The 21,634-nt window shown below is 71.8% G+C and carries 17 protein-coding genes; 12 read left to right on the top strand and 5 right to left on the bottom strand.

What is annotated here, in order from left to right; genetic code table 11:
• Positions 1-38: 38 nt before the first annotated feature.
• From IF54_RS0131300 to IF54_RS0131290, 3 genes are all read right to left on the bottom strand, one after another.
• The gene (locus tag IF54_RS0131300; RefSeq protein WP_030324873.1) at positions 39-1,379 is read right to left on the bottom strand and encodes a coenzyme F420-0:L-glutamate ligase; all 1,341 of its coding nucleotides are present in this window, start codon (positions 1,377-1,379) and stop codon (positions 39-41) included.
• 32 nt (positions 1,380-1,411) lie between these two features.
• A complete protein-coding gene (gene cofD, locus IF54_RS0131295) occupies positions 1,412-2,371 on the bottom strand; it encodes a 2-phospho-L-lactate transferase (RefSeq protein ID WP_030324870.1) in 960 nt (319 codons plus the stop codon).
• A 90-nt stretch (positions 2,372-2,461) separates the two neighbouring features.
• Complete coding sequence (locus IF54_RS0131290) at positions 2,462-2,971, bottom strand: cysteine dioxygenase (RefSeq protein WP_030324869.1); 510 nt, start codon at positions 2,969-2,971, stop codon at positions 2,462-2,464.
• Between the two features lie 705 nt (positions 2,972-3,676).
• Here IF54_RS0131290 and IF54_RS0131285 point away from each other — a divergent pair.
• The 3 genes from IF54_RS0131285 to IF54_RS0131275 all read left to right on the top strand — a co-directional run bounded on the left by IF54_RS0131285 (position 3,677) and on the right by IF54_RS0131275 (position 9,313).
• Positions 3,677-3,940 (top strand): WhiB family transcriptional regulator, encoded by a 264-nt coding sequence (locus IF54_RS0131285; protein WP_020137941.1) that lies wholly within the window; start codon positions 3,677-3,679, stop codon positions 3,938-3,940.
• A 184-nt stretch (positions 3,941-4,124) separates the two neighbouring features.
• A complete protein-coding gene (locus IF54_RS0131280) occupies positions 4,125-7,811 on the top strand; it encodes a glycosyltransferase (RefSeq protein WP_107047918.1) in 3,687 nt (1,228 codons plus the stop codon).
• Positions 7,808-9,313 (top strand): DUF5719 family protein, encoded by a 1,506-nt coding sequence (locus tag IF54_RS0131275; protein ID WP_030324867.1) that lies wholly within the window; start codon positions 7,808-7,810, stop codon positions 9,311-9,313. Before IF54_RS0131280 ends, IF54_RS0131275 begins: the two co-directional genes overlap by 4 nt.
• A gap of 154 nt (positions 9,314-9,467) precedes the next feature.
• Here the strand turns inward: IF54_RS0131275 and IF54_RS0131270 are convergent, their stop codons facing one another.
• Positions 9,468-9,917, bottom strand: coding sequence for a metallopeptidase family protein (locus tag IF54_RS0131270; RefSeq protein ID WP_199821267.1), 450 nt, complete (start codon positions 9,915-9,917; stop codon positions 9,468-9,470).
• A 376-nt stretch (positions 9,918-10,293) separates the two neighbouring features.
• Between IF54_RS0131270 and IF54_RS0131265 the strand changes: the two genes are divergently transcribed.
• From IF54_RS0131265 to IF54_RS0131230, 8 genes are all read left to right on the top strand, one after another.
• Positions 10,294-10,668, top strand: coding sequence for a DUF3499 domain-containing protein (locus IF54_RS0131265; RefSeq protein WP_020137945.1), 375 nt, complete (start codon positions 10,294-10,296; stop codon positions 10,666-10,668).
• Between the two features lie 201 nt (positions 10,669-10,869).
• Positions 10,870-12,234: a phosphomannomutase/phosphoglucomutase gene (locus IF54_RS0131260; RefSeq protein ID WP_030324863.1), complete on the top strand. Its 1,365-nt coding sequence runs from the start codon at positions 10,870-10,872 to the stop codon at positions 12,232-12,234.
• 257 nt (positions 12,235-12,491) lie between these two features.
• Positions 12,492-12,662 (top strand): Trm112 family protein, encoded by a 171-nt coding sequence (locus IF54_RS41590; protein WP_007382472.1) that lies wholly within the window; start codon positions 12,492-12,494, stop codon positions 12,660-12,662.
• 250 nt (positions 12,663-12,912) lie between these two features.
• Positions 12,913-14,040 (top strand): SIS domain-containing protein, encoded by a 1,128-nt coding sequence (locus tag IF54_RS0131250; RefSeq protein WP_030324861.1) that lies wholly within the window; start codon positions 12,913-12,915, stop codon positions 14,038-14,040.
• Between the two features lie 45 nt (positions 14,041-14,085).
• Positions 14,086-15,237: a mannose-6-phosphate isomerase, class I gene (manA, locus tag IF54_RS0131245; RefSeq protein ID WP_030324859.1), complete on the top strand. Its 1,152-nt coding sequence runs from the start codon at positions 14,086-14,088 to the stop codon at positions 15,235-15,237.
• A 131-nt stretch (positions 15,238-15,368) separates the two neighbouring features.
• Positions 15,369-16,352 (top strand): cation diffusion facilitator family transporter, encoded by a 984-nt coding sequence (locus IF54_RS0131240; RefSeq protein WP_030324857.1) that lies wholly within the window; start codon positions 15,369-15,371, stop codon positions 16,350-16,352.
• A gap of 513 nt (positions 16,353-16,865) precedes the next feature.
• Positions 16,866-18,323: an adenosylhomocysteinase gene (gene ahcY / locus IF54_RS0131235; RefSeq protein ID WP_030324855.1), complete on the top strand. Its 1,458-nt coding sequence runs from the start codon at positions 16,866-16,868 to the stop codon at positions 18,321-18,323.
• 154 nt (positions 18,324-18,477) lie between these two features.
• Positions 18,478-19,107: a hypothetical protein gene (locus IF54_RS0131230; protein ID WP_030324854.1), complete on the top strand. Its 630-nt coding sequence runs from the start codon at positions 18,478-18,480 to the stop codon at positions 19,105-19,107.
• Between the two features lie 38 nt (positions 19,108-19,145).
• On the opposite strand, the gene IF54_RS0131225 is transcribed toward IF54_RS0131230, so the two are convergent.
• Positions 19,146-20,168, bottom strand: coding sequence for an RDD family protein (locus IF54_RS0131225; protein ID WP_030324853.1), 1,023 nt, complete (start codon positions 20,166-20,168; stop codon positions 19,146-19,148).
• A gap of 129 nt (positions 20,169-20,297) precedes the next feature.
• On the opposite strand from IF54_RS0131225, the gene IF54_RS0131220 reads away from it, so the two are divergent.
• Positions 20,298-21,305 (top strand): stage II sporulation protein M, encoded by a 1,008-nt coding sequence (locus IF54_RS0131220; RefSeq protein WP_030324852.1) that lies wholly within the window; start codon positions 20,298-20,300, stop codon positions 21,303-21,305.
• The last annotated feature ends 329 nt before the right edge of the window (positions 21,306-21,634 follow it).

Below are 21,634 nucleotides of genomic sequence, written 5' to 3'. Positions count from 1 at the left end.
AGAGGAACCGGGAGAAGCCCTACGAGACTATGCGCATCTCAGCGCACCTCGATGAAACTTCCCGCGTCCCGCTGAGGCCGCGGCCTGGGTTCCTCCGCCGGATGCCCCACCGCCACGGCCCCCATCGGGTCCCACTCCCCGGGCAGCCCCAGCACTTCCCGCACGACGTCCCGGCAGAACATCGTGGACGACACCCACGCCGACCCGAGCCGCTCCCCGGCCAGCGCGACAAGGAAGTTCTGCACCCCGGCGCCCGCCGCGACGACGAACATCTCCCGCTCGGCCCCGTCCCGCCGCCCGTCACCGTAGGTGTGCGAGCCGTCCATCACCAGACAGGGCACGACGAGATACGGGGCATTGCGCAGGACGTCCCCGCGCCGCACCCGCTTCGCGATGGACTCCTCCGACTTCCCGTCCCGCCGCAGATCGGCGATCCAGGCGTCCCGCATGGCGTCGAGGAGACGGGTGCGGGACCCGGCGGACTCCAGCAGCACGAACCGCCACGGCGTGGTGTGGTGCGGCGCGGGCGCGGTGACCGCGAGCGCCACCGCCCGCCGCACGGCCCCGGGGTCGACGGGCTCGTCGGTGAAGGCCCGTACGGTACGCCGCTGGGCCACCGCCTCCCGTACCGCCTCGGAGGTCCCGAGCCGGAACATGTCGTCGCGCGCGTGACGCACCATGGCCCGCGCGCCATCCCCGGGCTCCCCGGCCACCACGTGCGCCAGGCCGCGCACCACGGCGACGGGCAGCCCGGCGGCCTTGCCCTTGACGAGGTCACCGGCGGCGGCCAGTTCGTCGGCCGTCGCCACCACGGTCGCGCTCAGCGGATTGCCGTACGCGTCCGTCCCGCCCCGCAGGTCGTCCAGCACCCGCACCCCCGCGGCCCCGATCGCGACGTCGGTGAGCCCGGCGCGCCAGGGCCGCCCGAAGGTGTCGGTGACGACGACGCCGACGTCGACCCCGAGGGCGGCGCGCAGGCCGTCCCGGATCGCCCGCGCGGACGCGTCCGGGTCCTCGGGCAGCAGCAGCACGGTTCCCGCGGGGGTGTTGGAGGCGTCCACCCCGGCGGCGGCCATCACCAGGCCCTGCCGGTTCTCCACGATCCTGAGCGGCCCGCGCCGGGCCACGACCCGCACGGTCTCGGCGTCGATCGCGGCCTCCCGGTCGGCTGCCTCGACGATCCGCCCCTCCGCCTTGGACACGATCTTCGAGGTGACGAGGAGGACGTCCCCGTCGGCCAGCCCGGGCTCGGCGGCGGCGATCATCTTGGCCAGGTCGTCCCCACGCTGCACCTCGGGAAGGCCGGAAACCGCCCACACCCGGTAGCCGTCGTCCTGGCCGCGGACTTCGGACTGCCCTCGGGCTTGGGCCTGACCCAGGGCGTCGGTTCGGGCTTCGGCGGAGATCTCGCTCACGCCCCGCGCACCTCCTCCGCCAGGTCCAGGGCCTCCCTGGCCATCCGCGCGGTCGCGTCGAGGTCCGTCATCATCAGCGGTACGGCCCGGCAGCGGATGCCGGCCGACTCGATCCGCTCGACCGCGCCCGCGTCGACGGTGTCGACGAGCCAGCCGTCCAGCAGGCCGGAGCCGTAGTGCTCCGCGACCGCCGCGGCCGTGGACTCGACGCCGACCGCCGCGAGGACCTTGTCGGCCATGCCCCGCACGGGCGCGTCCCCGACGATGGGGGAGAGACCGACGACCGGCACCCCGGCCTCGGCGATGGCCTCGCGGATGCCGGGCACGGCCAGGATGGTGCCGACCGACACCACGGGGTTGGACGGCGGGAACAGCACGACGTCCGCCTCCGCGATCGCCTCCAGGACTCCTGGCGCCGGCTTGGCCTGCTCCGCGCCCACCGGCACGACCGCGTGGGCCGGCACCGACGCGCGCAGCCGCACCCAGTACTCCTGGAAGTGCACGGCCTTGCGCTCGCCGTCCACCTCGACCGCCACATGCGTCTCGACCCGGTCGTCGGTCATCGGGATCAGCCGCACCCCCGGCTTCCACCGGTCGCACAGCGCCTCGGTGACCGCGCTCAGCGGATAGCCGGCGCCGATCATCTGCGTGCGCACGATGTGGGTGGCGAAGTCCCGGTCCCCGAGCCCGAACCACTCGGGCCCGACGCCGTACGCCGCGAGCTCCTCCTTGAGGTGGAAGGTCTCCTCGGCCCGCCCCCAGCCCTGCTCCTCGTTGATGCCGCCGCCGAGCGTGTACATCACGGTGTCGAGGTCCGGGCAGACCTTGAGCCCGAAGAGGTGGATGTCGTCCCCGGTGTTGCCGATGACCGTGATGTCCGCGTCCGGCGCGGTCTGCTTCAGACCACGCAGGAAACGGGCACCGCCGATGCCGCCTGCCAGAACCACGATTCGCATGGAAACAGTGTGTCAGCCGAAGGCTGACTCGTTGAGGGGCGGTGGTCGGGCGGCGGGTGGGACAGTCTCGCAGGCGGGTACGACAACGCGTCACGCGGTCACGACGTCCTTCTCGTCGTAGGACTCGCGCGCGGTGCAGGCCGTGTGCATGGGCATCTCGGTCAGGCCCGGGTAGTAGACGTGCAGGCTCACCGCCGGTTCCAGCGCGTCGTTGACGACCTCGTGCACGTACCCCGGGGCGAACACCCGCTGCGACCCCGCCCCCAGCGCGCGTGTGCCCCGCTCGGTCCGCTCGGTCAGCGCACCCTCCAGGACGGTGAGGACACCGGAGGAAGAGCCGTGGTCGTGCAGTCCGCTGCCCTGCCCGGGCACCCAGGACAGCAGCCACACCTCGTAGCCCGGGCCGGTGCGCAGCCGGTGGTACCAGCGGCTGGTGGCGTCGTACTGGACGAGATGCGCCCACTGGGAGCGGTCCTCGGCGATGGCGCGGGCCAGACCGGCGAACTCGGCGACGGTGGCCGGGTGTTCGCGCGGGGCCTGGAGGAGATGCGGGACCTCGAGGAGGTCGCCGGCGATCTGGAGGTCGTTGTCGCTGTTCATGGAGTGCGGGGTTCCTCGGCGGAAGAAGTGGGGGGCCGGCTGGGTGTCGCGTACCGTCCCGCCCGGATCACGGGGAGACAGGAATGCCCTGGTGCGGGCGGGGCACTAGCAGCCGAGTCACGGTGGACTCAGGAGCAACCGGAGCGCGTTGGGCTCAACAGCTGCAACAGCAACAACAGCTACAGCGAACGTGGTCAGCACCGAGGGACCCGGCGGAGCGGGTCGAGGTGAGTGCCAAGTTCGCGAGCATGCCCACAAGGACAGCGGCTCACACCTCCACTGTCAACTCGACGACCGGGATGTGGGACATGTTTCACCTCATCCGGTCCATCTCCGTGGTGAAAGGTTTGCTCATGCGCTTACCGGGACACATGGCGCACAACCGGGCGCGCGGGCCGTGATCTCCCCCGAGACTTCACGCGCGCGTGCGGAACGAGATCGAACTGATGGGCGTCCTTCCCCGTACAGGCCCCGCAAGGCCTGACGAGGCTCGGCAGCCCTCCCGGGCTTCAGCTGCGTGTCAAGGTTTATGCCGATTTGAACACTTTCCGCTAGGCCTTGGTTCCGCAGAGTGAATAAGGGGCCCAATAGCAGATCTCGGCTTGACTCGCCCGGAGCAGCACACTTGTAATTTCACTCGTGTCGTTCAGCCGATATCGGTAACGGCCGTCACACGGGGACGCGAAAGACAGACGAGGGGCGCACATGACCGAGACGGTGCAGCAACTGCTGGTCGACGACGCGGACGAGGAACTCGGCTGGCAGGAGCGCGCGCTGTGCGCCCAGACCGACCCCGAGTCCTTCTTCCCGGAGAAGGGCGGCTCCACCCGCGAGGCCAAGAAGGTCTGCCTCTCCTGCGAGGTCCGCTCCGAGTGCCTCGAATACGCCCTCGCCAACGACGAGCGCTTCGGCATCTGGGGCGGCCTGTCCGAACGCGAACGCCGTCGGCTGAAGAAGGCCGCCGTCTGACGCGAGGCAGGCTGCGCGGGACTTCTCTTACGCAACCGAACGGCCCGTCGCCCGTGGGTTATCCACAGGGGGCGGGCCGCCGTCTTGCCCAGCCGATAGTGTGGGCGCTCGTCCGAGACGCCTCACCGCCCCCTCCAGAGCGCAGGCGTCCACCGCAGTCCAGCGAACCGGGGCCCGTACCTCGATGTCCGTGCACAGCCACACGGCAGCCCAAGACCACGCTGCCACTCCTGAGTTCCCGCGCCATGTGGTGACCGCGGTGCTCGTCTCCCACGACGGCGCCCGCTGGCTGCCCGACGCGCTCGCCGGGCTGCTCGGCCAGGAGCGCCCCGTGCAGTTCGCCCTGGCCGCCGACACCGGCAGCGCGGACGACTCCGCCCAGCTGGTCACCGACGCCCTCGGCGCCGACCGGGTCCTGCACCTCGCCCGGCGCACCGGCTTCGGCCAGGCCGTCGAGGAGGCGCACCGCTCCGCTCCGCTCCTCACCCCGGACGAGCTGCCGTACCTGAAGCGGCCCAGCGGCTGGGACCCGGTCACGCGCACGTGGCGCGACGACGCCTACGACATGCCGGAACTGCCGCACGGCGAACCGGTCCAGTGGCTGTGGCTGCTGCACGACGACTGCGCCCCCGAACCCGACGCCCTGGCCCAGCTGCTGCGCGTCGTGGACAACGAACTGGAACTCGGCCGGGACGACGTCGCCGTCGTGGGCCCCAAGCTCCGCGGCTGGTACGACAAGCGGCAGCTCCTCGAAGTCGGCGTCTCCATCGCCCACTCCGGCCGTCGCTGGACCGGCCTGGACCGCCGCGAACAGGACCAGGGTCAGCACGACCACGTCCGGCCCGTGCTGTCGGTGTCCACCGCCGGCATGCTGATCCGCCGGGACGTCTACGAACAGCTCGGCGGCTTCGACCGGCAACTGCCCCTCATGCGCGACGACGTCGACCTGTGCTGGCGCGCCCAGGCCGCCGGCCACCGCGTCCTCATCGCCCCCGAGGCCGTCGTACGCCATGCCGAGGCGGCCTCCCGCGAGCGCCGCACCGTCGACTGCGCCGGCCGCACCAGCGCCTCCCCGCACAAGGTCGACAAAGCCGGCGCCGTCTACACCCTGCTCGTCAACACCCGTACGGCCATGCTGCCCTGGGTGCTGGTGCGCCTGGTCCTGGGCACCCTGCTGCGGACCGTCGCCTACCTCGTCGGCAAGGTCCCCGGACAGGCCGTCGACGAGATCCGGGGTCTGCTCGGCACCCTGCTGCGCCCCGAGCGGATCATCACCGGACGCGGCAGGCGCGGCAAGCCGGTCGTCGACAAGGACGAGCTCAGACAACTGTTCCCGCCGCCCGGCGCGACCGTGCGGGCCACCGTGGAACAGGTCGCCGGCAACTTCTTCGGCGGCTCCGACGCCGACGCCGCCACCGCAGGCCGGCACGGCGGCGGCATCGAGTCCGGGCCCGGCGGCGACGACGCGGACTTCCTGGAGATCGAACAGTTCGCCCGCCTCAAGCGCATCGCCCGCAACCCCGGCCCGATGCTCTTCCTGGGACTGCTGCTGGTCGCCCTCGTCGCCTGCCGCAACCTCCTGGGCGGCGGCGCGCTCGCGGGCGGCGCCCTGCTGCCCGCCCCGGCCGACGCGAGCGAGCTGTGGTCGCGCTACACGGACGCGTGGCACGCGGTCGGCGCCGGCGGCACCCCGTCCGCACCGCCGTACCTGGCGGTCATCGCCGCGCTGTCCTCCGTGCTGTTCGGCTCGACCGGCCTCGCGCTGACGGTCCTGCTGGTCTGCTCGGTGCCGCTGGCGGGCTTCACGGCGTACTTCGCCTCCCGCCCGCTCGTCGAGTCCCGCCTGCTGCGCGCATGGGCGGCCGTCGTCTACGCCTTCCTGCCCGCCGCCACCGGTGCCCTCGCCGGCGGCCGCGTGGGCACCTCCGTCCTCGCCGTCCTGCTGCCGCTTCTCGCGCGCGCGGGCGTCGCGGCCGCCGGACTCACGAACAGCACGGGTGCGCGCGGCAGTTGGCGTGCCACCTGGGCGTTCGCATTGCTGCTGACCCTCACCACCGCGTTCACCCCGATCATCTGGCCGATCGCGCTGCTCCTCGGCCTCGGCCTGCTGGTCGTGCGCCGCACCGACATCACCGCCTACGGACTGCGCTTCCTCGCCCAGTTCGGCGTGCCCCTGCTGGTCCTCGCGCCCTGGTCGCTGACGCTGCTCCCGTTCGGTTTCTTCCAGCAGGCGGGCCTTCCGTACGGCTCCTCGGCCGCCTCCGCCCTCGAACTGCTCGGCGCGAGCCCCGGCGGTCCCGGCACCGTCCACGGGCTCATGCTCTTCGGCATCGTGCTGGCCGCGCTCGCCGCCCTGCTGCGCTCCGAGCGGCAGTTCGGCATCTGGACCGCCTGGGCGGTGGCCCTGGTCGGCCTCGTCTTCGCGGTTCTGTCCAACGACTCGACCTGGGCCGGCCCCGCCACCCTCGTCTACGGCCTCGCCCTGCTGGCCGCCGCCGCGCTCGGCGCCGACGGGGCACGCTCGCGTGTGGCCGAGCAGAGCTTCGGCTGGCGCCAGCCGGTCGCCGCGCTCATCGCCTTCGCCTCCGCCGCGGGCCCCCTGCTGGTCGCCGCCGGCTGGATGATCGGCGGCGCCGACGGACCGCTGGAGCGCCGCGACCCCACCCAGGTGCCCGCGTTCGTCGCCGAGGAGAGCGGCACCCGCGACCAGGCCCGCACCCTCGTCCTCGACAGCGACTCCGCCGCCCACGTCGGCTACATGCTGGTGCGCGGCTCCGGCGCCCGTCTCGGCGACGGCGAACTCGCCGCGGCCGACGGCGAGAACAGCACGCTCGACAAGGTCGTCGCCAACCTCGTCGCCGGCTCCGGCGCCGACCAGGCGAACCAGCTCGGCGGCTTCGCCGTGCGCTACGTCCTCGTCCACAAGGGCGCGCCCCGCGAGGTCACCCGCGTGCTGGACGCCACGCCGGGTCTGACCCGGCTCAGCCAGCAGGACGGCAGCGGCCTGTGGCGGGTCGACCAGGAGGTCGCGCGCGCCACCATCGCCGCCAAGTCCGGCTCGGGCACCGCGCTGCCGGTGGCGGCCGGCCCGGTCGACATCCACACCACGATCCCGTCCGGCGCCGACGGCCGGATCCTGCGCCTCGCGGACACCGCCGCCGAGGGCTGGACGGCCACCCTGGACGGCGAACCGCTCACCCCGACCACCGTCGACGGCTGGGCCCAGGGCTTCGAACTCCCCGCCTCCGGCGGCAGACTGGACGTCACCTTCGACCCCCCGTTCACCCACACCCTGTGGCTGTGGATCCAGGGCGCGCTCGCCGTCGTCCTCGTGGTGATGGCCCTGCCCGGCCGCCGCCGTGACGTCGACGACGACCTCCCCGAGGAGCCGTCGGTCCCGGCCGAGGCCGTGGCGGGCGAGGGCCGCCGCGCCCGCCGCCTGCGCGCCCAGGCCGAGGCCGAGGCCGAGGGGAGCCCCGGAACCGAGGACTCCCCGGCGCCCCCGCAGGAGACCCCGGCCGCCGTCCCGCAGCAGCAGTCCTACGGCGACTGGGACGCCCCGAGCTACGCGAACGCCGAGTACGACCCCTACGCCGCCGACCAGTACCAGGGCACCGCCCAGCAGTACCCGGCGGGCGGCTACGACCAGCAGCCGTACCAGGCGGACCCCTACCAGGGCGGCCAGTACGACCCGTACGCCTACGGCGGGCAGTCCCAGCAGCCGCCGTACGACCAGACCTACGGCGGCCAGTACGACCAGCAGCAGTACGACCAGCAGCAGTACGAGCAGGGCTACGACCCGGCGTACGACCCGGCACAGCAGCACCCGGGTGCCCATGGCAGTGAGCGCCCCGACGGGAGTCAGCAGTGAACCGCACCACCCTGTCCCTCCTCGCCGGCACCGCCGCGCTCGCCGCCGTCACCGGGTTCGCCACGCTCAGCTCACCGCAGGCCGCCACCACCGCCGGGACGGCCGCCGAGCTGCCCGTGGAGCGCACCAGCCTGCTCTGCCCGGAGCCCAGCACCTCCGAGGTCGCGGAGACGTCGTACACCTCGTTCACGCCCGTCACCAAGAACACGGGAAATGACGGCAAGGCCGAACTCAAGGCGGCCGCCGAGGAGTCGGGCGGCCAGAACCAGAGCAAGAACAAGGCCAGGAGCAAGGGCAGGAAGAAGCCCGCCAAGCCGGTCCTCACACCGAAGGAGCCCGGCACGCCCGTCACCGGGGACACCTCCGGCGGGGACGCGCCCGCACTGGTCGGCACCGCCGAGGGGAAGTTCGCGCCCGGCTGGACCGTCCAGGAGACCACCGAGGTCGCCGCGGGCGCCGGCCGCGGACTCCAGGGCGTCAACTGCTCCGCTCCCGATACCGAGTTCTGGTTCCCGGGCGCCAGCACGGCCGCCGACCGCACCGACTACGTGCACCTGACCAACCCCGACGACTCCGCCGCCGTCGTCGACATCGAGCTCTACGGCAAGGACGGCGCCCTGGACTCCTCCCTGGGCGAGGGCATCACCGTCGCGCCGCACTCCAGCGACCCGATCCTGCTGTCCACGCTCACCGAGGAGAAGCAGGAGGACCTCACGGTCCATGTGAACGTCCGCAGCGGACGCGTCGGCGCGGCCGTGCAGGCCCTGGACGACAAGCTCGGCGGCGACTGGCTGGCCGCGTCCACGGACCCGGCCGGCAGCCTGGTGCTGCCCGGCATCCCGAAGGACGCCACCGCCGTGCGCCTGGTCGCCTTCACGCCCAGCGACTCCGACGCGGACCTGAAGGTGCAGCTCGCCTCGCCGTCCGGCCTGATCACCCCGGCGGGCAACGAGACGCTGCACGTGAAGGGCGGCATGACGACGGCCGTCGACCTCGGTGACGTCACGCGCGGGGAGGCCGGTTCGCTGGTCCTGACCCCCACCGACGCCTCCGTGCCGGTGGTCGCCGCGCTGCGGGTCGTCCGCGGCAAGGGCGCAGACCAGGAGACGGCGTTCATCCCGGCCACGCGTCCGGTCGGCACGCGCGGGACCGTCGCCGACAACAGCGCCAAGGGCAGCACCCTCTCCCTGACCGCCCCCACCAGGACCGCCACGGTCAAGGTCACGGCCTCGGCGGGCAGCGAGCGCGGCGAGGCCGTCTCGAAGACGTTCACGATCAAGGCGGGCACCACGCAGAACGTCGAGGCGCCCACGCCGACAGGCCTCAAGGGCACCTTCGCCCTCACGGTGGAGCACGTCTCGGGAGGCCCCGTCTACGGCGCCCGCACCCTGGCGGCCACGGAGGACGGCGTCCCCGGCTTCACGATCCAGACCCTCCCGGACGACCGGGGCATGGTGGCCGTACCGGAGGCGGACGAGGACCTGTCGGTGCTCCAGAAGTAGTGGTGGGGCCGTGCGCGGTGCAGAGAAGCAGCGGCGGTGGGTCCCGCGCGGTTCGGTCCTCGCCGTGGCGCGGATCCTCGCGTGGTTCGGTCCTCGCCGTGGCGCGGATCCTCGCGTGGTTCGGTCCTCGCCGTGGCGCGGATCCTCGCGTGGTTCAGTCCTCGCCGTAGCGCGGATCCACCGTCTCCGGAGTGAGTCCCAGCAGCTCGGCCACCTGCTCCACGACCACCTCGTGCACCAGCGCCGCACGCTCGTCCCGCCCCTTGGTGCGGATCTCCACCGGCCGCCGGTAGACGACCACGCGCGCGGGGCGTCCCTCGCGCGCGGGGATCGTGCCGCCCAGTGGCACCGCCTCGTCGTTCCAGGCCTGCCCGGGACCGTCCAGCCGGGGCACCTCCAGGACCAGGAAGTCGATCTCGGCGAGCTGCGGCCACCGCCGCTCCAGGCGCTCCACGGAGTCCTGCACCAGGTCCGCGAACACGTCGGCACGACTGGCGGCGAGCGGCACCTGAGGCGGGGCGATCGGACCGCGCATGCCGCGTCCGTGGCGATCACGGCGGCGGGGCCCGGGGCCGGTGGCGCGGGGCGGTACGGGGTTCTCCATCACTGGTGAAGGGTAATCCTCGCCGCACTCCCGCGCCCGACCCCCCACGCGGCACCCGGACACTCCCGGACACTCCCGGGCACTGTCCGAAACGACGTACGGGCGTCTCGTACGACCTGTCGGCAGTTGACCATTCAAGCCAAGGTTGGGCTCGATTCCGTATCTCTCCGAGACCGTCGATCTCAAGGCAATTGACATGGTTTGTGCCAACTCGTGACCGGAGCAAGGTGTGTTCGGCCCCTCGAAAACGGGTGTCCGTGCAGGTCACCGCGGTGTGAGCGGAGTGGCCTGTGGGGCGTTTCACAGCACGACACGGTGGAGTGACCTGGGGGAGAGTCGTCGCGGCCCGCTCAAGAGTGCGGTACCGTCCAACGCTGTGAGCCCTGTACGTCGCTGTTCGCGCACCGCTTGCGGCCGTCCCGCCGTCGCGACGCTGACGTACGTCTACGCCGACTCGACCGCGGTCCTCGGCCCGCTCGCCACCTACGCCGAACCCCACTGCTACGACCTGTGCGCCGAGCACTCCGAGCGCCTCACCGCCCCGCGCGGCTGGGAGGTCGTCCGGCTCCTCGACGGCTCGGCCCCGGCCCGGCCCAGCGGCGACGACCTGGAAGCGCTTGCCAACGCCGTGCGTGAGGCGGCCCGTCCCCAGGAGCGCGCCGCCGAGGCGGGCGGCGGGGCCCGCCGGGCAGACCCGATGGAGGTCGCGCGCCGCGGCCATCTGCGGATTCTCCGCTCGCCGGACAACTGACCTTCGCTCCGCGCGTGATCACGCGTGCCCGTATCGCCGTCCCGCGCAACTCACCGACATCCTGGACGCGTTGGTCCGGCCCCTGTCCTGAAGGCGTCGTCCGAGGTCACGGTCGGGAGTACCAGTGAGGTCCCACACAGCCCGCTGTCAGTGGCTACGGGTAGTTTGTGCCGACCGACACAACTTCCAGGAAGGTTGGCCGTGGCCGCTGATCTGTCACAGCTCGTTAAGGCGTACGACGTGCGCGGTGTCGTCCCGGACCAGTGGGACGAGACGCTTGCCGAGCTCTTCGGTGCCGCCTTCGTCCAGGTGACCGGCGCGACCGCTCTGGTGACCGGCCACGACATGCGGCCGTCCTCCCCGGGCCTGTCCCGGGCCTTCGCGCGCGGAGCGGCCGCCCGCGGCGTGGACGTCACCGAGATCGGCCTGTGCTCGACCGACCAGCTCTACTACGCGTCCGGCGCACTGGGCCTGCCGGGCGCCATGTTCACGGCCTCCCACAACCCCGCGCAGTACAACGGCATCAAGATGTGCCGTGCGGGCGCGGCCCCGGTCGGCCAGGACACCGGCCTCGCCGAGATCCGCGAACTCGTCGAGCGCTGGAGCGAGGAGGGCGCCCCCGAGGTGACCGCCTCGACGGGCACCATCACCGCGCGGGACACGCTGGAGGACTACGCCGCACACCTCCGCTCACTCGTCGACCTGACCGCCATCCGCCCCCTCAAGGTCGTCGTGGACGCGGGCAACGGCATGGGCGGCCACACCGTGCCGACCGTCTTCGCGGGCCTGCCCCTGGACGTCGTCCCGATGTACTTCGAGCTGGACGGCACCTTCCCCAACCACGAGGCCAACCCCCTCGACCCGGCCAACATCGTCGACCTCCAGAAGCGGGTCCGCGAGGAGGGCGCCGACCTCGGCATCGCCTTCGACGGCGACGCCGACCGCTGCTTCGTCGTCGACGAGCGCGGAAACCCCGTCTCCCCGTCCGCGATCACCGCCCTGGTCGCCGCGCGCGAACTGGCCAGGAACGGCGGCAAGGGCGTGATCATCCACAACCTCATCACGTCCTGGTCCGTCCCCGAGGTCGTCGAGGAGCACGGCGGCACCCCGGTACGCACCCGTGTGGGCCACTCCTTCATCAAGGCCGAGATGGCGCGTTCCGGCGCGATCTTCGGCGGCGAGCACTCCGCCCACTACTACTTCAAGGACTTCTGGAACGCCGACACCGGCATGCTGGCGGCCCTGCACGTCCTTGCGGCGCTCGGCGGCCAGGAAGGCCCCCTGTCGTCCCTGGTGGCCCAGTACGACCGCTACACCGGCTCCGGCGAGATCAACTCCACGGTCGCCGACCAGGCAGGCCGCCTCGCGGCCGTCAGGGCGGCCTACGAGAACCAGGAGGGCGTCCGGCTCGACGAGCTCGACGGCCTCACCGTCGCGACCGCCGACTGGTGGTTCAACGTCCGCCCCTCCAACACGGAACCCCTGCTCCGCCTGAACGCGGAGGCGAGGGACGAGGCGACGATGGCGAAGGTACGAGACGAGGTGCTGGCGATCATCAGAGCGTGAATCCAGCCCTCCGGCGCCTGAAATCCAGCCCCTCCGGCGTTTGAGGAGCGGGGGTCCGGGGGCGGAGCCCCTGGAAGCGGGGTCGAAGGGGCGGCAGCCCCTGGGAATGGGACGGGTAGGGGCGGCGGGGGCGAAAAAATCCCCCCGGCACCACCCCGCACCGACCTCGCCCCAACCCCGGCACCCCCCTCTCCCCGGCGGTACCCTGACCAGGCACATCCGCACAAGCAGCCGTACCGCCCCCGAAGGGAACCCCCATGCCGCTCGAAGCCGGCCTCCTGGAGATCCTCGCCTGCCCGGCCTGCCACGCCCCCCTCAAGGAGCAGGACACCGAGCTGATCTGCACCGGCCAGGACTGCGGCCTCGCGTACCCGGTCCGCGACGGCATCCCCGTCCTCCTCGTCGACGAGGCCCGCCGCCCCGCGTAAAGCGCACCGCGCGGGCGGTCACCGCAGGAGACACGGCACGCGCACAGCCGTAGGCGATACGGCACCCTCACCGCCGCAGGACACCCAGCGCACCCACCGCCGTAAGCGACAACGACACAGCGACCACCGGCGTCCCGGACCCGAGGCCGCCCCGGCTCCCCGGCCCCGGCTCCCCAGGCCCCGGCTCCCAGGATCCGGTGAAGCGACCACCCGGCGTCCAGGAGACCCGGCGATCGGAGGCTGCCGCCCCATGCTCGACGAATCGCTGCTAGACACCCCCGAGGCCCTCTCGGAGGCCGACCGCCGAGGCCTGCTCCGCGGGGCCGCCGAGGCGGGCGCCCGCGTCCGCACCGCCGCCCGGCACGCCGCCGAGGCAGGGGTGAACGACCTCAAGCCCGACGGCCGCCCCCGCGCGGTCCTCATCGCGGGCCCCGGCGCCGCCGCCACCCATGTCGCCGACCTCCTCGGCACCCTCGCCGGCGCCGGCAGCCCTGTCACCCGCCTCGCCCCGACCGGCGTCGCCCCCGCAGCGGGCGCCCTGCGCTGGGAACTCCCCGGCTGGGCGGGCTCGGTCGACCTGCTCCTGATCGCCACCCCCGACGGCACCGAGCCGGGCCTGTCGCTCCTCGCCGACCAGGCCTACCGGCGCGGCTGCACGGTCGTCGCCGTGGCCCCCGCCCGCACCCCCCTCACCGAGGCGGTCGAGGGCGCCCATGGCCTCTTCGTGCCCATGGCGACGGCCCCGTACGAGCAGGACACACCGCTCGCCGCCTCCGCCCCGGGCGTCCTGTGGGCCCTGCTCACCCCGCTCCTCGCGATCCTCGACCGCACCGGCCTGCTCTCCGCCCCGCCCGACGCCCTCGCGAAGATCGCCGACCGTCTCGACCACATCGCCGAGCGCTGCGGTCCCGCCATCGCGACCTACAGCAACCCCGCCAAGACCCTCGCCGCCGAACTCGCCGACTCCCTTCCGGTGATCTGGACCGAGGGCACCTCCGCGGGCCCCGCGGGCCGCCGTTTCGCCGCCGCCCTCGCCGAACTCGCCGGCCGCCCCTCCGTGGTCTCCGAACTGCCCGAGGCCCTCGCCGCGCACAGCACGCTGCTCTCCGGGCCGCTGGCCGCCGGCGCCGACCCCGACGACTTCTTCCGCGACCGCGTCGAGGAACCTCCCGCGCTCCACGCGCGCGTGGTGCTCCTGCGGGACCGTCCGATCGGCGGCCTCAGCGCCGCGCCGTCCGCCCGCGACCTGGCCCTGAGCCACGACACGCCCATCAGCGAGCTGGAGCCGGAGGCCGGCGGCGAGATCGAGACCCTCGCGGAACTGATCGCCGTCACGGATTTCGCCGCCGTTTACCTGGCGCTCGCCTCGGGGGCCTGATGTTGCCCAGGACGCCCTGACCGCCGTACGCAAAGAAAGAGTTCGATGGACCGCCTCGACAACACCATCCGGCCCTACGCCTGGGGTTCCACCACCGCCATCCCCGAACTCCTCGGTCTGGAGCCGACCGGTGAACCCCAGGCGGAGATGTGGATGGGCGCCCACCCCGGCGCGCCCTCGCGCACCGACCGGGGCACGCTCGTCGAGGTCATCGACGCGGACCCCGCGCGCGAACTGGGCGAGGCGGCCGTCGCCAAGTTCGGCCCCCGCCTGCCCTTCCTCCTCAAGATCCTCGCCGCCGGCGCCCCGCTCTCCCTCCAGGTGCACCCCGACCTGGCCCAGGCGAAAGAGGGTTACGAGGACGAGGAGCGCCGGGGCATCCCGGTGGACGCGGGCCACCGCAACTACAAGGACGCCAATCACAAGCCCGAACTGATCTGCGCCCTCACCGAGTTCGACGGCCTGTGCGGATTCCGCGAACCCGCGCGCGCGGCCGGGCTGCTGGAGGCGCTGGGCGTCGACTCCCTCAAGCCGTACGTCGACCTCCTGCACGCCCGCCCGGAGGAGGCGGCCCTGCGGGAGGTCCTGACCGCGATCCTCACCGCGGACCGCGAGGAGATGGCCCACACCGTCACCGAGGCCGCGGCCGCATGCGCCCGCCTCGGCGGCGACCACGCCCCCTACGCCGCCATCGCCCACCACTACCCGGGCGACCCGGGCGTCATCGCCGCGATGCTCCTCAACCACGTCCGGCTTCAGCCCGGCGAGGCCCTGTTCCTCGGCGCCGGCATCCCGCACGCCTACCTGAACGGCCTCGGCGTCGAGATCATGGCCAACTCCGACAACGTCCTGCGCTGCGGCCTGACCCCCAAGCACGTCGACGTCCCCGAACTCCTGCGCGTCGTCCGCTTCGAGGCCGCCGACCCGGGTGTGCTCCGCCCCGAGGCGTCCCCCGACGGCGAAGAGGTCTACGAGACCCCCATCGACGAGTTCCGGTTGTCCCGGTACGTCCTTCCCGAGGGCGCCGCCCCCCACGACCTCACCCGTTCGACGCCGCAGATCCTGCTCTGCACGGCAGGTTCCGTGCGGGCCGGGGAACACGAACTGCGCCCCGGTCGGTCGGTCTTCGTCCCGGCGGGCGAGAAGGCCGAGGTGTCCGGCACGGGCACGGTCTTCCGCGCCACCGTGATCGTGTGACGGTATGACTGGGGCTGTGGACACCTGAGACGTCCGTGCCGGGCGAGGCTGCAACAATGGCCCACCGGCAAAGGACGGGCAAAGGCCTGGACGGCGTAGCGGCACTTGAGGCGAAGGGACAACGCGAGCAGATGAGCGCGTCAGGCGGAACCAGGGCGATCGTGGCGGCACTCGGCGCCAACCTCGCGATCGCGGCATCGAAGTTCGTGGCGTTCGCGTTCAGCGGCTCGTCCTCGATGCTCGCCGAGGGCGTGCACTCGCTCGCCGACTCCGGCAACCAGTTCCTGCTGCTCCTCGGCGGCAAGAAGGCCCAGCGCGAGGCCACCCCGCAACACCCCTTCGGCTACGGCCGCGAGCGCTACATCTACGCCTTCCTGGTCTCCATCGTGCTCTTCTCCGTCGGTGGCATGTTCGCCATCTACGAGGGCTACGAGAAGATCAAGCACCCGCACGAGATCGAGCACTGGTACTGGCCGGTCGGCGTCCTCGTCTTCGCGATCATCGCCGAGGGCTTCTCCTTCCGGACCGCCATCAAGGAGTCCGACCCGCTGCGCGGCGACCTCTCCTGGAAGGAGTTCATCCGCCGCGCCAAGGCGCCCGAACTCCCGGTCGTGCTCCTGGAGGACTTCGGCGCGCTCGTCGGTCTGGTCCTCGCCCTCGGCGGCGTCGGCCTCGCCCTGCTGACCGGCGACGGCGTCTGGGACGGCATCGGCACCCTCTGCATCGGCATCCTGCTCATCCTGATCGCCCTCGTCCTCGCCGCCGAGACCAAGTCCCTGCTGCTCGGCGAGTCCGCGGGCATCGAGGCGGTCCAGAAGATCGAGACCGCGATCGTCGACGGCGACACCGTCACCGGCATCATCCACATGCGCACGCTGCACCTCGGCCCCGAGGAACTGCTCATCGCCGCGAAGATCGCCGTCCAGCACGACGACACGGCCGCCGAGGTCGCCTCCGCGATCAACGCCGCCGAGGCCCGCATCCGCGAAGCCGTCCCGATCGCCCGCGTGATCTACCTCGAACCGGACATCTACAGCGAGAAGGAAGCCGCCAAGGGCGCCGACCGCGAGGCGACCCCCGGCGGCCCGGCCCAGCACCCGGCCCCGGGCCACTGAGGATCCGAGGGTCCGAGGGGCTGGGACCGTACGGTGACGGGGCTCACCGAGTGCTCCGAGGTCAGCGGAACATTTTCAGCCCCGCGAGATCGATCGGATGTGTGCTGATCTCCTCACATCCCCCCAGGCCCGCCCGGACCGCCCGACGAGCAGAAGTGCCGCATGGCCTGCCCCGTTGCCGCCTGTTCCCCTCCTCGTAGGACTGCTGCCACCACCCCGGGGCACCCTGCCCTGAACGACCGACGACCTCCCTCGCCGCAGCCCCTGATCGGCCTGATGTGTTCGGAGGCGGACTGGGGTCGCCCGCCCGACCGGTGTAGCTTGGGACGGAGCCAGACGTCGCTGCTGATGGCGGTCGGGCGGTCCCACCGCGGACCGACCGAGGGAGAGAGGGCCTCCGACGGACTGCGCTGCGCGCACCGGGCATGCCTGTGTCCTCTTCGGGCACTCCCGTGTCCGCCGCCGCGCAGACCAGCCGTACCCACCTCGCCCCAACCCCGAGGAGCAGCTCGAATGACGACTGTCGAAAACCGACAGGACTTCAAGGTCGCCGACCTCTCCCTGGCCGCCTTCGGCCGCAAGGAGATCACCCTCGCCGAGCACGAGATGCCCGGCCTGATGGCGATCCGCAAGGAGTACGCCGAGGCGCAGCCGCTTGCCGGCGCCCGCGTCACCGGTTCCCTGCACATGACCGTGCAGACCGCCGTCCTCATCGAGACCCTGGTCGCCCTCGGCGCCGAGGTCCGCTGGGCGTCCTGCAACATCTTCTCCACCCAGGACCACGCGGCCGCCGCCATCGCCGTCGGCCCGAACGGCACCGTGGACAACCCCCAGGGCGTCCCGGTCTTCGCCTGGAAGGGCGAGACCCTGGAGGAGTACTGGTGGTGCACGGAGCAGGCGCTGACCTGGCCGAACACCCCCACCGGCGGCCCGAACATGATCCTGGACGACGGCGGTGACGCCACCCTCCTCGTCCACAAGGGCGTCGAGTACGAGAAGGCCGGCGAGGTCCCCTCGGTCGACACCGCCGAGAACGAGGAGCACCAGGTCATCCTGGAGCTCCTCCACCGCACCATCAGCAACGGCTCCCAGAAGTGGACCCAGCTCGCCTCGGAGATCCGCGGCGTGACCGAGGAGACCACGACCGGCGTCCACCGCCTGTACGAGATGCAGCGCGACGGCGTCCTCCTGTTCCCGGCGATCAACGTGAACGACGCCGTCACCAAGTCGAAGTTCGACAACAAGTACGGCTGCCGCCACTCCCTGATCGACGGCATCAACCGCGCCACCGACGTCCTCATCGGTGGCAAGACCGCCGTCGTCTGCGGCTACGGCGACGTGGGCAAGGGCTGTGCGGAGTCCCTGCGCGGCCAGGGCGCCCGGGTCATCGTCACCGAGATCGACCCGATCTGCGCGCTCCAGGCGGCGATGGACGGCTACCAGGTCACGACGCTGGACGAGGTCATCGACAAGGCCGACATCTTCGTCACCACGACCGGCAACAAGGACATCATCATGGCCTCGGACATGGCCAAGATGAAGCACCAGGCGATCGTCGGCAACATCGGCCACTTCGACAACGAGATCGACATGGCCGGCCTCGCCAAGATCCCCGGCATCGTCAAGGACGAGGTCAAGCCGCAGGTCCACACCTGGACCTTCCCCGACGGCAAGGTGATCATCGTCCTGTCCGAGGGCCGCCTGCTGAACCTGGGCAACGCCACCGGTCACCCGTCGTTCGTGATGTCCAACTCCTTCGCGGACCAGACCCTGGCCCAGATCGAGCTGTTCACCAAGCCGTCCGAGTACCCGACGGACGTCTACGTGCTGCCCAAGCACCTCGACGAGAAGGTCGCCCGCCTCCACCTGGACTCCCTCGGCGTGAAGCTGACCCAGCTGCGCCCGGAGCAGGCCGCCTACATCGGCGTCGAGGTCGACGGCCCGTACAAGTCGGACCACTACCGCTACTGAGCCGCAGGGCACAGCCGTTGATCACGGCAGCGCCCCAGTACCCGGCCCAGCAGTAGTTCCTCAGAGGCAGGCCCCCGCACCCCCGTGTCGGGGGCCTGCCCCTTTGGTCTCGTGGCCCTCCTACCTCGGCCAGCCGTCAGAACCCAGGACCCTCATGCCCCGCGGCCGCTATTCGCTCCACGATCCGCACGATCACACCCCCCTCGCGGAAGAACACTTCCAGTGCGCCCCCGGCCCGTCGGGCTGGCGCTACGTCTCTCAACTGACCAACCCCGAAGGTGGTCACAGCGGTTCGGTCGACCTCACCCTCGACGACCTCGGCCGCCCCATCCGCCTCGAAGTCCACGCCGCGAGCTGGCAGGTGCGCGGTGCCGCGCTCGACGGTGTCACCTGGGTCCGCACGGACCCCACCGGGACCCACGCCACGGAAGGCAATGTCGCCGCCCATGCCTTCACCGGCACGTCCCCCGCGTTCCTCGTCGCCACCACCCGTCTCCTGCGCCTCACCCCCTCCTCCTCAGCAACGCGCGTACGCCTCGTGGCCTTCACGGACCCCGTCCTCGCCCCGCGCACCGTGGACCAGTCCTGGACCTTGCTGAGAAGAGAAGCACACTCCACTGACAATGGCCCCCTGACCGTGGAGGAATACCAGGTCACAGCCCTGGACACCGGCGAACAGCACACCGTGCACATCGCCGGGGACGTGGTCCTCGCGGCTCCTGGCATCGAGCTGGAGGACCTCGAATCCCCGCCGTCCGCCTTCCCCGATCCACCGCTCGACTGAACCCACTCCGGCCGCAGGTGTCCACGGGCGGCAGGAAGTCACGCAGGCGGTACGAACCCCGATGCAGGCCTGCCCTCCGGCGGCACAGCGGGCCGGGAGGCCTCGGACGGATCACCGGCTGCCGCGGGAACACCGGGACCTCCCGCACCGGGAGCCGCTGCCCTGCCGTACGCCACGGGCGGTTGGGGGGAGGGCGCGGCCGCGGGTCGCCCGCCTGGATACGGGTAGCCCCCTGGCACCCCGGCCGCAGGTCCGTACCCCGCCACAGGTGACGACGCCGATGCGTGCGCCGCCTTAGCCGGCCCCGCCGTACCGCCGCCGAAGGCCCTCCGGGCCTCCCGCGCCTGCCGCTCCTGCACCACCGCCGCCAGATACGCGCCCGGCGGCACCCCCTGCGGAGCCGGAGTCCCGGTACTCGCCGCCAGCTCGGACGCCAGTCGCGCCGCCATGGCCAAGCCGACCTGCTGGTCCAGCTGGTGCATCCGCGTCAGGTACTGCCGGATGGCAAGCCACAGACCGTCGGGGACCGCCGACAGGTCGAGTTCCGTGAACCGCCCGGCCAGCCAGGGCGGAGGCGGCGGCACGAAACCGCTGGGCGCGACGGGAATCCGCTCCCGTACGACCAGCGTCCCCGCGAACACATCACCCAGCCGCCGCCCCCGTGCCGAGACGAGCGAGGCGGTACAGGCGACGACCCCGAACGTCATCACGATCTCGACGACCCCGATCGCGCCCCGCACGAGCGCATGCCGGAACCGGATCGGCCCACCGTCGTCCCGCACCACACGAAGCCCGACGGCGAGCTTCCCCAAGGACCGACCGTGACTCAACGTCTCGACCGCGATCGGTCCGCCCACCAGCACGAGCAGAAACGCAGCGATCGAGATCGCGACCTGAGCCGCGTCGTCCAGAGAGGCGGAAGCGGCCACCAGCGCGACGGTCACGGCAAGGTACACAGCCATGGCCAGCGCCAGATCGATCAGCACGGCCAACGCCCTGCTGGGCAGCCTCGCAGGGCGCAGTTCCAGCGCCACCGCCTCGCCCGTCACCAGCTCACTCACGCCCGCCGTCCTTCCCCTGCACCGCCTCTTGGACGGCCAGTCTGCCAAGCTGAGGGCGCATCGCGCCGCAGTACGACAAGCTGACTCTCACGACGGCAGCCGACGATCAGCCGAGGAGCTGGCACACCGATGGACCTCGACGTCTTCGTCACCGCCCACCGAGCCGAGTGGGACCGCCTCGACGCCCTGCTGGGGCGCCGACGCCGCCTCAACGGCGCTGAGGCGGACGAACTCGTCGCCCTCTACCAACGCACCGCCACCCACCTCTCCCTGATCCAGTCCAGCGCCCCTGATCCCCAGCTCACGGGTCGACTCAGCCAGCTCGTGGCACGCGCGCGCAGTGCCGTCACAGGAACCCGCCGCGCCTCCTGGCGCGATGTCACACGCTTCCTCGCCCACGGCTTCCCCGCCGCCGTCTACCGCTCCCGCCACTGGTGGGTGCCCACCGCACTGCTCTCCACGGTCGTCGCAGCACTGCTGGGCTGGTGGATCGGCACCCACCCCGAGGTCCAGTCCTCCATAGGAGCCCCCAGCGAACTGCGCGAGCTCACCCGCCCCGGTGGCCAGTACGAGACCTACTACTCCAGCCACCCCGCGGCCTCCTTCGCCGCCCAGGTGTGGACGAACAACGCACAGGCCGCTGCCATGTGCCTCGTCCTCGGAGTCTTCCTGGGCCTTCCGGTCCTGTGGATCCTCTTCCAGAACATGCTCAACCTCGGCGTCGGCATCGGCCTGATGTCCTCGGCCGGCCGCCTGGACACCTTCCTCGGCCTTGTACTCCCGCACGGTCTCCTGGAGCTCACCGCGGTCTTCGTCGCCGCCGGCACCGGACTGCGCCTCGGCTGGACCTTGATAGACCCGGGCCCCCGTTCCCGGCGCACCGCACTGGCCGAGGAGGGCCGAGCCGCCGTGGGCATGGCGATAGGCCTCGCGCTGGTCCTCTTCGTCTCTGGGGCCATCGAGGGCTTCGTAACCCCCTCTGGCCTGCCCACTTGGGCCCGCATCGCCATAGGGGTAGTCGCCGAGCTGGCCTTTCTCGCCTACGTATTCGTCCTGGGCGGACGAGCCGCGCGTGCCGGTGACACCGGCGACGTCGAGGCGGCCGAGCGCAGCGCCGGGGTGCCCACAGCCGCCTGATGTGCAGGCGACCGTGGTGAGCTGCTACTGTCTCCTTCGCCCCACAGGAGCCGTTGACACGGACCATGCGGGGAGGTAGATTCGAACAGTTGCCTGGAGCCGGGTTCATCCCGCTCGGCAGAGGTTAGTATCTATCTGCTTCTGGAAATCTCGATTTCGCAGGAGCTCCTCCCGATAAATCGGAAACAGATGGCCGGTCAGTCCGGCCCGAAACTTCTGATAATGTTGGGACCGCCGGAAAGGGAAACGCGGAAGCGGGAACCTGGAAAGCACCGAGGAAATCGGAACCGGAAACGGTCTGATAGAGTCGGAAACGCAAGACCGAAGGG

Source organism: Streptomyces sp. NRRL B-3229 (assembly GCF_000719505.1).
Taxonomy (GTDB): domain Bacteria; phylum Actinomycetota; class Actinomycetes; order Streptomycetales; family Streptomycetaceae; genus Streptomyces; species Streptomyces griseorubiginosus.
This window is presented reverse-complemented; position numbering and strand designations above follow the sequence as displayed.

Coding starts and splice junctions, on each gene's coding strand:
- IF54_RS0131280 (WP_107047918.1), top strand. CDS start 4,125: ATGTCCGTGCACAGCCACACGGCAGCCCAAGACCACGCTGCCACTCCT.
- cofD (WP_030324870.1), bottom strand. CDS start 2,371: ATGCGAATCGTGGTTCTGGCAGGCGGCATCGGCGGTGCCCGTTTCCTG.
- IF54_RS0131290 (WP_030324869.1), bottom strand. CDS start 2,971: ATGAACAGCGACAACGACCTCCAGATCGCCGGCGACCTCCTCGAGGTC.
- IF54_RS41590 (WP_007382472.1), top strand. CDS start 12,492: ATGCCGCTCGAAGCCGGCCTCCTGGAGATCCTCGCCTGCCCGGCCTGC.
- ahcY (WP_030324855.1), top strand. CDS start 16,866: ATGACGACTGTCGAAAACCGACAGGACTTCAAGGTCGCCGACCTCTCC.
- IF54_RS0131285 (WP_020137941.1), top strand. CDS start 3,677: ATGACCGAGACGGTGCAGCAACTGCTGGTCGACGACGCGGACGAGGAA.
- IF54_RS0131240 (WP_030324857.1), top strand. CDS start 15,369: ATGAGCGCGTCAGGCGGAACCAGGGCGATCGTGGCGGCACTCGGCGCC.
- manA (WP_030324859.1), top strand. CDS start 14,086: ATGGACCGCCTCGACAACACCATCCGGCCCTACGCCTGGGGTTCCACC.
- IF54_RS0131220 (WP_030324852.1), top strand. CDS start 20,298: ATGGACCTCGACGTCTTCGTCACCGCCCACCGAGCCGAGTGGGACCGC.
- IF54_RS0131230 (WP_030324854.1), top strand. CDS start 18,478: ATGCCCCGCGGCCGCTATTCGCTCCACGATCCGCACGATCACACCCCC.
- IF54_RS0131270 (WP_199821267.1), bottom strand. CDS start 9,917: ATGGAGAACCCCGTACCGCCCCGCGCCACCGGCCCCGGGCCCCGCCGC.
- IF54_RS0131250 (WP_030324861.1), top strand. CDS start 12,913: ATGCTCGACGAATCGCTGCTAGACACCCCCGAGGCCCTCTCGGAGGCC.